The sequence below is a fragment of the Methylotuvimicrobium sp. KM2 genome, assembly GCF_038051925.1.
Taxonomy (GTDB): Bacteria; Pseudomonadota; Gammaproteobacteria; order Methylococcales; family Methylomonadaceae; genus Methylotuvimicrobium.
Map to the genome: position 1 here is coordinate 759024 of NZ_CP150634.1, position 13516 is coordinate 772539.

13 protein-coding genes and 1 riboswitch are annotated in these 13516 nt (G+C 48.7%); of the genes, 7 read left to right on the forward strand and 6 right to left on the reverse strand.

Annotated elements, in window-relative coordinates:
* The 4 genes from minE to WJM45_RS03370 form a co-directional block, all read right to left on the reverse strand.
* Positions 1-267, reverse strand: coding sequence for a cell division topological specificity factor MinE (gene minE / locus WJM45_RS03355; protein WP_125217102.1), 267 nt, complete (start codon positions 265-267; stop codon positions 1-3).
* Positions 267-1079, reverse strand: coding sequence for a septum site-determining protein MinD (minD, locus tag WJM45_RS03360; protein WP_341327574.1), 813 nt, complete (start codon positions 1077-1079; stop codon positions 267-269). The genes minE and minD overlap by 1 nt, the downstream gene beginning before the upstream one ends.
* Before the next feature lie 27 nt (positions 1080-1106).
* A complete protein-coding gene (gene minC / locus WJM45_RS03365) occupies positions 1107-1844 on the reverse strand; it encodes a septum site-determining protein MinC (protein WP_341327575.1) in 738 nt (245 codons plus the stop codon).
* Positions 1845-2465: 621 nt separating this feature from the next.
* Positions 2466-4043: an inorganic phosphate transporter gene (locus WJM45_RS03370; RefSeq protein WP_341327576.1), complete on the reverse strand. Its 1578-nt coding sequence runs from the start codon at positions 4041-4043 to the stop codon at positions 2466-2468.
* A gap of 194 nt (positions 4044-4237) precedes the next feature.
* Positions 4238-4337: riboswitch (TPP riboswitch) on the forward strand.
* A gap of 49 nt (positions 4338-4386) precedes the next feature.
* Between WJM45_RS03370 and thiC the strand changes: the two genes are divergently transcribed.
* From thiC to WJM45_RS03400, 6 genes are all read left to right on the forward strand, one after another.
* A complete protein-coding gene (gene thiC / locus WJM45_RS03375) occupies positions 4387-6234 on the forward strand; it encodes a phosphomethylpyrimidine synthase ThiC (RefSeq protein WP_341328907.1) in 1848 nt (615 codons plus the stop codon).
* Positions 6235-6915: 681 nt separating this feature from the next.
* Positions 6916-7230: a hypothetical protein gene (locus WJM45_RS03380; protein WP_341327577.1), complete on the forward strand. Its 315-nt coding sequence runs from the start codon at positions 6916-6918 to the stop codon at positions 7228-7230.
* Positions 7231-7581: 351 nt separating this feature from the next.
* Entirely contained in the window at positions 7582-8079 is a 498-nt protein-coding gene (locus WJM45_RS03385; RefSeq protein WP_341327578.1) for a pilin, read from the forward strand.
* 203 nt (positions 8080-8282) lie between these two features.
* Entirely contained in the window at positions 8283-10151 is a 1869-nt protein-coding gene (locus tag WJM45_RS03390; RefSeq protein WP_341327579.1) for a hypothetical protein, read from the forward strand.
* Between the two features lie 357 nt (positions 10152-10508).
* Positions 10509-10883, forward strand: a complete 375-nt coding sequence (locus WJM45_RS03395; protein ID WP_341327580.1) for a type II toxin-antitoxin system RelE/ParE family toxin — start codon at positions 10509-10511, stop codon at positions 10881-10883.
* Entirely contained in the window at positions 10876-11193 is a 318-nt protein-coding gene (locus tag WJM45_RS03400) for a DNA-binding transcriptional regulator (protein ID WP_017840684.1), read from the forward strand. Before WJM45_RS03395 ends, WJM45_RS03400 begins: the two co-directional genes overlap by 8 nt.
* Before the next feature lie 593 nt (positions 11194-11786).
* Here the strand turns inward: WJM45_RS03400 and WJM45_RS03405 are convergent.
* Both WJM45_RS03405 and WJM45_RS03410 read right to left on the reverse strand, forming a co-directional pair.
* Positions 11787-12068, reverse strand: a complete 282-nt coding sequence (locus tag WJM45_RS03405; protein ID WP_017840683.1) for an addiction module antidote protein — start codon at positions 12066-12068, stop codon at positions 11787-11789.
* Positions 12069-12077: 9 nt separating this feature from the next.
* The gene (locus WJM45_RS03410) at positions 12078-12371 is read right to left on the reverse strand and encodes a type II toxin-antitoxin system RelE/ParE family toxin (protein WP_341327581.1); all 294 of its coding nucleotides are present in this window, start codon (positions 12369-12371) and stop codon (positions 12078-12080) included.
* Positions 12372-12708: 337 nt separating this feature from the next.
* Here WJM45_RS03410 and WJM45_RS03415 point away from each other — a divergent pair, with 337 nt between their 5' ends.
* Positions 12709-13263 (forward strand): Uma2 family endonuclease, encoded by a 555-nt coding sequence (locus WJM45_RS03415; RefSeq protein ID WP_341327582.1) that lies wholly within the window; start codon positions 12709-12711, stop codon positions 13261-13263.
* Positions 13264-13516: the final 253 nt, after the last annotated feature.

Here is a 13516-nt window from a genome sequence, read left to right on the forward strand (position 1 = left end):
TTAAGAAACCTTGTCGTGTTCGTCGGGCAGCACAATATTGAGTTCGAGAATTTCCTGATCGTCGTCTTGTTCGAAATTAACCGATATTGCATCTTGCTCGACGTTGACATACTTTCGAATCACTTCGAGAAGTTCCTTTTGTAACTGTGGGAGATAAGAGGGTTGCGTTTTTGAGGAGCGTTCGTGCGCCACCAAAATTTGCAATCTTTCCTTGGCAATGGATGCCGAGCTTGGCTTAGTCGTTCTAAAGTAATCCAGTAAACTCATTATTTACTCCTGAACAGCTTTCCAAAAAGGCCCTTTTTTTCTTCATCGATAAAGCGGTGCGGCCTGTCTTCACCTAAGTAACGGGCAACTACATCCTCATAGGCTTGGCCGGCATCGCTTTTTTCGTCCAAAATGACTGGAATGCCCGAGTTTGATGCATTGAGTACCGACTTGGATTCCGGTATGACGCCTAATAAATGCAGGGACAGGATTTCTTGTACGTCTTCGACGCTGAGCATTTCGCCTAATTTTACGCGATCGGGAGAATAACGTGTCAGTAATAAATATTCTTTGATAGGCTCTTCGTTGTTTTCGGCGCGTTTCGATTTGCTGGCCAAAATGCCGAGCATGCGGTCTGAGTCGCGGACCGATGAAACTTCCGGGTTTGTTACGACGAAGGCATCATCGGCGAAGTACATCGCAAGGGTGGCGCCTTTTTCGATGCCGGCTGGCGAGTCGCAAACGACATATTTGAAATCCTTGGCGAGTTCTTCGAGAACCTTGCCGACGCCTTCGATGGTTAAGGCGTCTTTGTCGCGAGTTTGGGAAGCCGGTAATATATAGAGTTGATTGCAACGCTTGTCGCGAATCAATGCCTGATTCAGCGTTGCCTCGCCATTGATGACATTGACTAAATCATAGACGACGCGGCGCTCGCAGCCCATCACTAAGTCGAGGTTTCTTAAGCCTACGTCGAAATCGATAACCGCAGTTTTATGTCCTTTTTTAGCGAGTCCCATAGCGATGGCCGCACTGGTTGTTGTCTTTCCAACTCCGCCTTTTCCGGATGTTACGACGATGATTCTAGCCAACTGATTGTCCTCCAACGAGACGTGAAATTATAAATCCTGAATGATTAACGCCAAATCATTGAGATAGATTTGGACCGGTTTGTTGCGTACCGACTCATCCAAATCCTCGCTTATTTTATAATTACCGGCAATGGAAATGAGTTCGGCTTGTAAATCAGAGCAAAAAATTCTGGCCTCGGTATTGCCTTGAATGCCCGCCAATGCTCTTCCTCGTAAGGTTCCATAAACGTGAATATTACCTTCGGCCATGATCTCGGAGCCCGCGCTCACTTGGGACAGCACGATCAAGTCGCCGTGCGCGTAGACTCGTTGGCCGGAGCGGACCGGATTCGTAACAATCCGGGTAGTGGGCTGTTCCTGTGTCTCAGGTTCCGGTTCCGGTATTATTTTTTCGAGTTTTTGAGCGGTATCTTGATGGCTAATGTTTTGCTGGGCTGAAAGTTTTGGAATGTTTAATGCCAACGCGGCTTCATTATGGTCATGTAGGCCGCCGCGGATGCCTATCGGAAGAAGCGCTAATCGCCTTAATAATTCAATGCATTCGGCTACATTCAAGCTAATCGATTGCTTATTCAGATCCTGTAGGTCGATGAGTATCGGGGAGTTTCTAAAAAACTCGGGCGCTTGATTGATTTTTTGCTGTAGTTGATGCTCGATAACAGTCAGGTCATTCGTATAAGGAATTAGGACAGGCACTGAGAATGTACTGCTCTTAAACTCCAAAGCAGGCTTTTGATAAGGTGTGTGCTGAGGCTCAGTCGACATCCGTACTCTCTGCTGTTAAATCGCGGGTTTCGAAAGGGATTTTAACATTGCTTTCACAAAAATGCATTTTTCCAAGAATTTTAATTTTTTCTCGTTCCCACGCTACGCGCCACTGCCATTAAGTTAAGCCTTTTCTGGTTCCCACGGTCCTCCGTGGGAATCCGTACCTTGGCTGTCGAAACCAGATCGGTATGCGTTCCCACGCTGGAGCGATGGGAACGAGGAAAAATCTCCCCCAGCCACTCTTTTTCAAAGAGGCGAGTAAAACTTCCAAGGACCTTAACTTAATGGCCTTGGCGCTACGCGCTCGCCGTTATACACAAGTATCGGTAAACTTGCTAAACAGAGGTCATCGTATACCTGGAAACGGTGCTGTACGATAAATCCGCGGATATTGAACATCAGTGGCTTTCCCTCGCCTAGCGCTAGGTGAGGGAAAGTCGGGAACGTTGGGCGACAAAAATGGTATCGAGGCCTCATTGGCTAAGATTGCAAAACGGTATTTTTTGACTTATGTATAACGATGAGCGCTCGGTGTGGGAACGCATTCCGGGACGTTCTACGTCACCAGGGAGCTGCGAACTTTCACAGTAAAATAAGGAAGTTATTTATGCCCGAATCCTAAGGAAGCATGATGCCTCTGATCGTAAAAAACAATAAACCACCGAGTATTCCCGATAGAGGAACGGTAACCAACCATGCGGCGGCGATTTTATAGAGATGGGAGCGCTTGACAAGCTCTTGACGATAGACTTTTTTCAGCGATTTACGTTCTTTTTTAGTGAGTAAGCTGGTGTCGGTGTGGAGTTTGGCTTGTCGTTTAAGCTCCTTGAGCATTTTTCCTTTTTTTGCGATGGATGCTTTTTTAAAGGCATTCAAAAATTCGGCGATTTTTTCAGGATCGTTATGCTCGTGGTGAGCACGGATTTCTTCCATTCTTTTGGCATTGCTATGCTTTAAATATTCCCGTAAAAAACCGACGCCGAATACAGCGCCGACCGCAGTATGGGTGGAACTGATGGGAAGCCCCATTTGACTAGCGAATATCACGGTAATGGCAGCCGACATCGCTATGCAAAAGGCGCGCATTTTATCGAGCTCGGTAATTTCGCTGCCTACGGTTCTAATTAATTTAGGGCCGTATAAGGCAAGCCCCATTGCTAAGCCGGCGGCGCCAAGTATCATAATCCAAAGCGGAATAGAAGCTTTATCGCTGACGCCGTGCTGAAATATCGCATCGTTGATGGCCGCGAGAGGGCCGACAGCGTTGGCGACATCATTCGCGCCGTGCGCGAAACTCAATAGTGCGGCGGAAAATATCAAGGGATAAGTGAATAAGTTATTCACGCTGGCTTTGCTAGGCTCTAGGTTTGCGGAGGCCTTAACAATGCGAGGTTTAACGATAAGAAAAATGACAATGGCGAAAATGAGACTGATTGAGACGGCGATCGGGAAATCGACTTTAATGATTTGTTTTAGGCCCTTCATAATCAAATAGGTTGAAAAAGCCCAGGTCATCAAAGCGATCAATATCGGGACAACCTTTTGCGCCGCTATCAGCATATTCGGTTGATAAGTGATTTTTCGCTTGATCACATATAAAAAAACGGCCGAGAACAGGCCGCCCAAAACCGGAGAAATGACCCAACTGGCCGCGATTTTTCCCATGATCGGCCAATTAGCGATTTCAAATCCGCCGGCGGCGATTCCAGCGCCTAAGACGCCCCCGACGATGGAATGAGTTGTCGAAACCGGAGCGTTGAGCGAGGTCGCTATATTCAACCAAATCGCGGCGGCCAATAGTGCCGCCATCATCAGCCAAATAAAAGTATCGGAGTCGCGAATCAGTTGTGGGTTAATGATGCCGTCCTTGATGGTTGTAACCACATCCCCGCCGGCTATTAGCGTGCCGGAAGCCTCGAAAATTGCAGCAATGGCAATGGCGCCGGTCATCGTCAGCGCTTTCGATCCGACCGCGGGGCCGACATTATTGGCCACATCGTTAGCGCCGATGTTCAAGGCCATGTAACTACCGAAAACAGCGGCGATAACCAGCATTAAGTGCCCTTCGACATGTTCCTTATTGATTAAATAGAGAACCACCAAAAGTATAAATGCGAGACCTAGGCTAAGACGAATCAAGTCTTTACGAGCCGACGAACTGGCTTTGTTGATCTGATTGAGGTCGTTAAGATCCATGTAATTTTTTTGTAACTAAAGAAAGCGCGCATTTTATCCTATTGATTGAGTCATTGCTGCTTTTCCAGGTGGATTTAATCGCCGTAGTTAGGAAAGGGGGCGTTCGGACCTCATAAAACATAGGGAGTTTCTTTTCTGGCGTGACTGTTTTCAGACTTGCAATCTTGATAATTATCCTTTAGTTTAGACCCATACCGTAAGGCTAGGGGTGCTCCGATGCGAATCGGGGCTGAGAAAAACCCTTTGAACCTGACTCCGGCTAATACCGGCGTAGGGAAGCCAACTTCCCTGCGCCTCGTTGATAATATTCCAGGAGAAAAGCGTGAGCGCAGTCCGCCAAGAAATTCCTTCGACTACTGTCAGTAGTGTCAAAATCGATCCTTATCCCGCATCGGAAAAAGTCTATGTACAAGGCAGTCGGCCTGATATCAAAGTGCCGATGCGCAAGATAACGCTATCCGATACTCCCGCGCATTTCGGTGCTGAAAAAAATACCCCTCTTTACGTTTACGATACCTCGGGTGTTTATACCGACCCTAACGTCTCGGTCGATTTAAGAAAAGGCCTGCCGGTGGTGCGTTCCGCTTGGATTGAAGAGCGTGGCGATACCGAGTTGTTGTCCGGCCCGACATCAAAATTCGGCCATGAAAGATTGCATGATCCCGAAACCGCGCATTTGCGTTTCGAGCTCATTCGCCAGCCAAGACGCGCCAAGGCCGGCGCGAATGTTTCGCAAATGCATTATGCGAGAAAAGGCATCATAACGCCGGAGATGGAGTACATCGCGATCCGCGAAAACCAAAAAATGGAAGAAATGCGCGATCTATGGAAAGATCAGCATCCAGGTCAATCTTTCGGCGCATCGATTCCCGATGTGATTACGCCTGAATTCGTACGCGACGAAGTGGCGCGCGGGCGGGCGATCATACCTGCCAATATCAACCACCCCGAATTGGAGCCGATGATTATCGGACGCAACTTCTTGGTTAAGATCAACGGCAACCTCGGTAATTCGGCGGTGACTTCGTCCATAGAAGAAGAGGTCGAAAAAATGCTTTGGGGCATTCGCTGGGGCGGCGACACGATCATGGACTTATCGACCGGTAAAAACATCCATGAGACCCGCGAATGGATATTGCGTAACTCGCCTGTGCCGATCGGTACCGTGCCGATTTACCAGGCGTTGGAAAAAGTCGACGGCAAGGCCGAGGAGTTGACTTGGGAAATATACCGCGACACGTTGATCGAGCAAGCCGAGCAGGGCGTCGATTATTTCACGATACATGCCGGCGTGCGTTTGCAGCATGTGCCGATGACCGCCAAGCGTATGACCGGGATTGTGTCTCGCGGCGGCTCGATCATGGCCAAATGGTGCTTGGCGCATCATACCGAAAGCTTCCTCTATACCAATTTCGAGGAAATCTGCGAAATCATGAAAGCCTACGATGTTTCCTTTTCATTAGGCGACGGTTTACGCCCCGGGTCGATTTACGACGCCAACGACGAAGCGCAGTTCGCCGAATTGGAAACCTTGGGCGAATTGACCAAGATCGCATGGAAGCATGACGTGCAGACGATGATCGAAGGGCCGGGCCATGTGCCGTTGCACATGGTCAAGATCAACATGGAAAAACAGCTTGAAGACTGTCATGAAGCGCCATTCTATACTTTAGGTCCGCTAACGACCGATATCGCGCCCGGCTACGACCATATAACCTCGGCGATCGGTGCCGCGAACATCGGTTGGTACGGTTGCGCGATGCTATGTTACGTTACGCAAAAAGAACATTTGGGTTTGCCTAACAAACAGGATGTCCGCGAAGGCATCGTGACTTACAAAATTGCCGCGCACGCCGCCGATTTAGCTAAGGGCCATCCGGGCGCTCAAGCGCGCGACAATGCAATGTCGAAAGCCCGCTTCGAATTCCGCTGGGAAGACCAATTCAACATCGGCCTCGATCCCGAGCGCGCACGCGAGTTTCATGACGAAACGCTGCCGAAACAATCGGCCAAGATTGCCCATTTCTGTTCGATGTGCGGACCGCATTTTTGTTCGATGAAAATCAGCCAGGATGTGCGCGACTACGCGGCTCAAAAAGGGGTGAAAGAAGAAGAAGCCCTGTTGATGGGAATGGAAGAAAAATCCAAGGAATTTCTTGAAGAAGGCGCGGCTATCTATCACGAAGTTTAAGCGCCGAAAACACATAAAAAACGCCAAGGATGGCGCCCGGAATAAGTTTTCTCGTTCCCCGTTCTACCGCTCGCCGTTATACGCAAGTATCGGTAAACTTCCTAAACAGAGGTCATTGTATACCTGGAAACGGGCTGTTTGATAAAGCTTGGGATATTGAACATCAGTGGCTTTCCCTCACCTAACGCTAGGTGAGGGACGACGAAGGCGTTGCTCCCACAATGGGCCGGATGCTCTGTGGGAGCGATCCCCAGATCGCGATTTCGAAGTCGGGAACGTTGGGCGACAAAAAATGGTATCGAGGCCTGATTGGCTAAGATTGCAAAACGGTAATTTTTGACTTATGTATAACGATGAGCGTTCTTCCGTGGGAATGCATACCGAGCTTTTGTCGGCAGTATAGTTATGAAATCCCATCTCATCCCATCCATGGGGGAGGCGACAGCGTTGGGTGACAATAAACGATATCGAAGTCACATTGGCTAAGATGGCATGTAGCCCGTATGCAGCGTAGCGGAATACGGGGATGGCGTGGCTCCGAGCTTCCCGGATTGCGCTATGCTCCATCCGGGCTACGCTGTTTTGACTTGCCGGAAGAGGTAGGTAGCGATTTAGCGGTGGAGGTCTCTGTGTTCTCAGTTGCTCTTTTTAGGTTTATGTATAACGATGAGCGCTGGAGCCATGAAAGTTGATGCTAAACATTACGCCATTCGGGGCGGGTTATTCAACCATACGCATCAAGCTAAAAACGGCCACACCACCCCATGTCTGCTCTTTCCAAAGTTGCTATTAAAGCATGTAGCCCGTATGCAGCGTAGCGGAATACGGGAATGGCGTGGCTCCGAGCTTCCCGGATTGCGCTATGCTCCATCCGGGCTACGCTGTTTTGACTCGCCGGAAGAGGTCGGTAGCGATTTAGCGGCGGAGGTCTCTGTGTTCTCAGTTGCTCTTTTTAGGTTTATGTATAACGATGAGCGCTGGAGCCATGAAAGCTGATGCTAAAACGTTACGCCATTCGGGGCGGGTTATTCAACCCGCCCCGAATGTTTTGATCTGCCTTGGCCTCGATCGAAACGTTTAGGGCGAGGTTATAAGCCCCGTCTTGCCAAAGACCGGCGACAGAGTGAAAAGAGCTGACAAAAATTGTCACAAAACGCCGTATTCAGAAAGTCTTGCCGAACGGAATTTCAGGTCAGAGCGAATGAATAGCGCCGCTCGCCGAAAAGAGATTCGCCTAATGCATTGAAATACAAAGTCCCCGACTCTTATTTTCAAGGTTGGCATGGCGAATGCATTATCTTGACTGAATTCAATTCGAACTTTTCTACCAACACAGGGGTGGTTACCATGCAAAACTTTAAAACACAAACACAACAAGGTTTTACCTTGATCGAACTGATGATCGTGGTCGCGATCATCGGTATCTTGGCGGCGGTCGCGCTGCCGGCTTATCAGGATTACACGGTTCGGGCTAAGATGTCTGAAGTTATTTTAGCTGGTTCTACCTGCCGCACTGCAATAACTGAAGTTGTGCAAACTTCTTCTGTTCTTCCGGCAGCCGCTGATACTTGGGGGTGTGAAGGAACGAATACTTCTAAATACGTTGCTTCCGTCAGTACTGCCGCGACTACAGGCCTGGTCACAATTACGACAAGGGGATTCGGTGATGCTGATATTGATGATAAGACGGTGCGTATGAAACCATGTGCCAATAATAATGCAACGACATTTGCTACCTGCGATGATGTAAGTGCGAATAGTGTAGTTCAAACTTGGGTGTGTGGCCCAGGTTCCGCAGACCCGGTTCCGGCGAAATACCTCCCAGGTTCATGTAGATCGCTGTAATAAATTAAACATAAGTTATCGAAGGATTGATATTAAGACCCCTGGCCGGAAACTCCGGACAGGGGTTTTTTATATAAAGATGTTTGGAAAATAACAAATGTCGCGTTTCCCAGTGTGAAATGCAGCTTGTTGATACCAATATTTTTTAGTTTCGTTATACTAGCCAAACTCTTGATCTTTCTAGCTACCTTTAAAAAGTTGACATGCAAAAAAACTTAAACTACTGCTCGCCTTTTGTTCGAGACAACGTAATGTTGCTCTTAACGCTATGCACAGTCTATTTTTTTTACACTTTCGGGTTTGACGGCATTTTCTTTTTTGACGATCCGGCAACTTTAGATGGTTTGTTTCATGTCAAAGATTGGAGTAGCGCGCTGTTTTATATCGCTAATGGAGGCGCCGGTCCGCTGGGTCGTCCGGTAGCCTTGGCCAGCTTCTTGATGAATGCTTCCGCCTATCCCGATTCCGCCGGCCCTTTTTTAATCACGAATACTTGGATTCATTTGATCAATGTCCTCTTGTTGGCGTCGATTATCCGCCGCTTGCAAAAGCTATGTCCTGATTTGTTCTCTGGCGGCTATGGCTTTGCCCCATTGGCGGCGGGACTTTGGGGGATATTGCCGATATTGGCGTCGACCTCCATGATGGTCGTGCAGCGCATGACATCGCTCAGCGCGACTTTTGTGCTAATCGGGGTTTGGGTGTATCTATGGGGGCGCGCACGGCAAACGCAAACTTGGTCTGTTTGGCTGACAATTTTTGGCGTAGGCTTATGTACTGTCCTCGCGATGTTGACCAAGGAAAACGGTGTGTTGTTGCCGGTGTTTCTGGTTATCATCGAATGGACCTTATTGACCGCCAAGGAACGGAATACGCCGATGTGGCCTCGGAATTATTTGCAAATGGCTATTGTGTTGCCGAGTGTCGTACTGGGCTTGTATATGCTGTGGATTTTGCCGGGTTCTGTCCATGCCTATGGTAACCGGGCTTTTAGTTTAAGCGAGCGTTTATTCACGCAGCCGGTCATCTTGTGGGATTATTTGCGACTGGCTTTTTTGCCTAGACCTTTCGCGCTAGGCCCTTTTCATGACGATTACCGGATTTATCAAGCTTCCGATTGGGAAGCTTGGTTGGCTGGATTGGCATGGCTGGCGGTCTTCGTCGGCGCCCTGATTTGGCGGCGGCGCTATCCTGTCGTGGCGTTTGCCGTGTTGTGGTATTTGGCGGGGCACTTCATCGAGTCTTCGTGGATTGCGTTGGAGCTGTATTTCGAGCATCGTAATTATTTACCGCTGATAGGCCCGGTGTTGGCATTGTCCTGGGGCTTTAGTCGCATGCCGCTTTCTAAGGCTTTGAAATACGGTTTAGGCGGATTGTATTTTTGCTTTCTCGCATTTGTGCTTTGGCAGGTGACATCGATTTGGGGTAACCGCGAACTGGAGCTATGGGCGCGGCAACATCCCGCTTCCCCGCGCGCCGTGCAAACTATGGCGCATTCTTATGTTTCCGCGGGCCGCTTGAATGAAGCCCAAATGATTTTGGACCAGGCGTTATCGTTAAATCCGGCGTTAAGTAGTGTCGCCATGCAAGGTTTAAGATTGCGATGTATGCGCGGCGATGCCGAAGGGGTGGCGTCGCATTTGGCGATGATGCGGACGGCATTGGCAAACAGTCATTTTAGTTATTTGGCTTTATTTTCATTGGATGCCATTCGCAAGCTTCATGAACAGGGCGCTTGCCCTTTTTTACGAACAGAAGATTTGCAACAAATCAGCGAGCAGTTGTTAGCGAATCCCAAATTTTCCAGAGCCCGCACTCAAGCAGCATTATGGTTACTTCAAGCGCGTTTATTTTTGTATGATCAACAAAATGATTTGGCTATTGAGCGGTTACAAAAGGCCTTTCATAGATCCCCCGATCAAGAAGTGTTGATATTGTTATATACGCAACTGCTTCAGCAAGGACGGAACGCCGACGCTCGTGAATTATTGCATCTAGCCATCGACAAGGCCCCTAAAAATCCAATACTCAGACAGCAATGGATTGCTGTTGTTGAGCAATTAAAATCTTAGGATTTCGTGGCAAATAATTTTCTGTGGCTAGTAGCTAGTAGCCCGTATGCAGCGTAGCGGAATACGGGAATGGCGTGGCTCCGAACTTCCCGGATTGCGCTGCGCTCCATCCGGGCTACGCTGCTAAATAACAGGGGTCAGGTACACATAATTTATGATTCCCATAATTGCCTTTTATGTTAAATCAGCCAAGAGGCTAGAAGTATTTAATGGCGGCACTCGGAGCAGAGTAAGAGCGTTCCGATAGCTATGGTCGGCACAAGCGCAGCAAGCAGACGATGGAGTTAGGCGAGTATTTTGTCTTAATATGTAATGCTTAGTGTGATACTATGAGCTCGCTAAATGGAGTGCTTTGGTTTGAGAGTTTTTAAAAATACCTGGTTTGAGCGGTTTGCCCGCAAAGAAAAAATCTCAGCCGAAGCACTTTGGGGTGCGGTGGAGCGTGCCGAACAAGGTCAGATCGATGCCGATCTGGGTGGTGGCGTAATCAAGCAGCAGATTGCACGTCCAGGTGGCGGCAAGTCTAAGGGATACCGCAGCATTGTGTTGTACCGCAAGGAGGACAAAGCTTTCTTCGTTTTTGGATTCCCGAAGGGCGAGCTGGGTAACATCCGCGAGGATGAAGAAATCCAGTTCAAGAAGATGGCTAAGCAGGTTCTTGCACTCACCGATGAGCATTTGCAACGGCTCATCGAAAACGGTCAGTTTGAGGAGGTCGTGAAAGATGCCTAAGAAATACCGCAGCGATGCCTTTGCCGCCATCCATGAGACGATGGAGGCTTTGCACGAAATTGGCGCCGTCGATAAGCAGACGATGCGTGAATTTGATGAGGCGTGTCTGACGCCGATTCATGTACTGACACCGGAAGAGATCAAGGAGATCCGTTTGCGTGAGCACATCTCGCAGCCGGTGTTTGCACGCTACCTCAATGTTTCCAAGAATCTTGTTTCTGACTGGGAGCGTGGTGTAAAAAAGCCTGGTGGACCGGCTTTGCGGCTGCTCACCGTTATCCAGAAAAAAGGGCTGATGGCGATTGCGTGATCACGTTAACCGCGTACCGCGTAGAGCGATATTGGGGTCAGTCCTTGAGGTATCCCCGCGAAATAGCGAAGTGAAACAATTTGCTATGGCTGAAAATTGATAGATATATTGATTTTTTCATCGTTCCTACGCTCTGCGTGGGAATGCATCCCGGGACGCTCTGCGTCCCCAGAGGTCGATAATCCCGACAAGAGCAACGATACATTCTCTACAGTTTCTTAATCCGATTGCCCACAGCAGTCGACGCAGAGCGTCTAAAGCGGCATTCCCACGCAGAGCATGGGAACGAGCGTTTTGTGGGGATACATCAGGGTCAGGCCTTGAATTTGACACTAAAATGTAGAGAAGGGGGGGTAGATCTTAGTAATTAAACATTTTTCAGAGAAGAAAAAGAGCTTTTAGGTCTTTTAATAGGTACTGGTTTCGTTTTATGTATAAGGGAGCGCAGACCTGGGTGCGATAAGCGCGGCCGGAAGCGCTTATCTATCTGCCTCGTTCGCGACGAGGTAGTCGCACCTACAAACTGCCCATCCCGCTGATGAATAACTTGGCTGTTTTGCTTTAGCTGAAGCAGTTCCGCTAATCAGGATAGATTAAGTTACCGCTTGAATCCTAATATTCAGTGCCTTGATAATTCGGTTAATGGTGCTCCATTTCGGTTGCGTTTTCCCGGATAGCGTTTTATATAAACTTTCCCGATTCAGCCCTGTTTTTTCAGCCAAATCCGCTATGCCGCGCGCTTTAGCCAAATACCCTAACGCAATCCCCAAAACGCGCGGATCGTCATCCATAAGTGCTTGAGTTAAATACTCGGTAATCTCCTCGTCACTTTGCAAATAATCAAACGGATTATAAAGCTGGATTTCAGTTTTCATTACAAACTCCTAAAGCTGGTTACGAAGATTTTTTGCCTTTTCAATATCCCGTTGTTGCGACGACTTATTGCCACCGCATAACAGCAAAATAATTTCGGCGTCACGAATCGTAAAATACACGCGATAGCCTTTCCCCGCAAAAACACGCATCTCGATCACGCCGTCACCAACTGCCTTAACGTCGCCAAACAACCCAATTTTAGCGCGGTTAATGCGCTGCAAAATAGCTAAAGCGGCCTTACGATCAGTGAGATTTTTAAGCCACTTGTCAAAGTTGGAGGTAGTCTGTATTTCGTAATTCATAGGCTTACAGTAGCCTATAGACTACAATATGACAAGCCGCAGATTCCGGGGTCAGATTCCGGGGTCAGGCCTTACATTTGACATATCTTGTTCCCAATCCCTAGCTTCAGCAAGGCGCGGTTTGTAACCCCGTCATAATCGCTTCGACCGCGGCCAAAGCAAGCCGATATGTTTGATGCAAACCGAAACGTTGGGGACGGGTTAAATAACCCGTCCCGCTGGGAAGCCCGCAAGTGACCCAGCCCAATGCCGAGTCATGCCGTTATGCTATACTGCCAACGATCGATCAGTTAGACGCCAATTGATTGAGTCGATTGGAAATGTGAGGCATACATACATGGCAAATCCCGCGCTTAAATTACCCAGTTATGACGATATTCTGGCTTTGCCCGAAAATGTGATCGGCGAGATCATCAATGGACGTCTGGAGGTGCAGCCGAGGCCCGCGCCGAAGCATGCTTTGACCAGTTCGGCGTTGGGTGGTGAATTGTTTAGACCTTTTCAAAGAGGGGGTAGTCCGGGCGGCTGGTGGATTCTAGACGAGCCGGAGTTGCATGTCGGGGGCCATGTTTTGGTGCCGGATCTCGCGGGATGGCGTAAACAACGAATGCCGCAACTGCCTGAGACGGCTTGGTTTGAAATCGTGCCCGATTGGGTCTGCGAGGTTTTAGCGCCAGCAACCGCCAAAATCGATCGCAGCGAGAAAATGCCGATTTATGCCAGTCTGGGCGTATTTTATTGTTGGTTGATCGATCCGATATTGCATACGCTCGAAACGTATCGCTTACAAGAAGGCCATTGGTTGTTGCAGCAGAGTTTAAAGGATGACGATCAAGTCAGCGCCGATCCATTTGCCGAGCATTCATTTAGTTTGAGTCATTTGTGGGAATAAGTAAAAAATCGGTAATACCGGTGAATTTCTTGACAGGACGGGGGTGTGAGCTTGCCCTAAACGTTTCGCCCGTGGTCAAAGCAAGCCGATTTGTTTGAGCCAAGCCGAAACGTTGGGGACGGGTTAAATAACCCGTCCCGCAAAGGCTAAATTGTTGTGTTGTCCGGAATGGCTATTGGTGTTTGAGCGTTACTGGCTTCGAAAGTCGCGACGAAGGCGTCGCTCCCACAGAGAGCGGCGGACGCTCTGTGGG

Excerpts from the sequence above, each read along its gene's own strand:
- minC (WP_341327575.1), bottom strand. The coding sequence starts at position 1,844 with ATGTCGACTGAGCCTCAGCACACACCTTATCAAAAGCCTGCTTTGGAG.
- WJM45_RS03400 (WP_017840684.1), top strand. The coding sequence starts at position 10,876 with ATGCCTAAGAAATACCGCAGCGATGCCTTTGCCGCCATCCATGAGACG.
- WJM45_RS03370 (WP_341327576.1), bottom strand. The coding sequence starts at position 4,043 with ATGGATCTTAACGACCTCAATCAGATCAACAAAGCCAGTTCGTCGGCT.
- WJM45_RS03405 (WP_017840683.1), bottom strand. The coding sequence starts at position 12,068 with ATGAAAACTGAAATCCAGCTTTATAATCCGTTTGATTATTTGCAAAGT.
- WJM45_RS03385 (WP_341327578.1), top strand. The coding sequence starts at position 7,582 with ATGCAAAACTTTAAAACACAAACACAACAAGGTTTTACCTTGATCGAA.
- WJM45_RS03390 (WP_341327579.1), top strand. The coding sequence starts at position 8,283 with ATGCAAAAAAACTTAAACTACTGCTCGCCTTTTGTTCGAGACAACGTA.
- WJM45_RS03380 (WP_341327577.1), top strand. The coding sequence starts at position 6,916 with ATGAAAGTTGATGCTAAACATTACGCCATTCGGGGCGGGTTATTCAAC.
- minE (WP_125217102.1), bottom strand. The coding sequence starts at position 267 with ATGAGTTTACTGGATTACTTTAGAACGACTAAGCCAAGCTCGGCATCC.
- WJM45_RS03410 (WP_341327581.1), bottom strand. The coding sequence starts at position 12,371 with ATGAATTACGAAATACAGACTACCTCCAACTTTGACAAGTGGCTTAAA.
- WJM45_RS03415 (WP_341327582.1), top strand. The coding sequence starts at position 12,709 with ATGGCAAATCCCGCGCTTAAATTACCCAGTTATGACGATATTCTGGCT.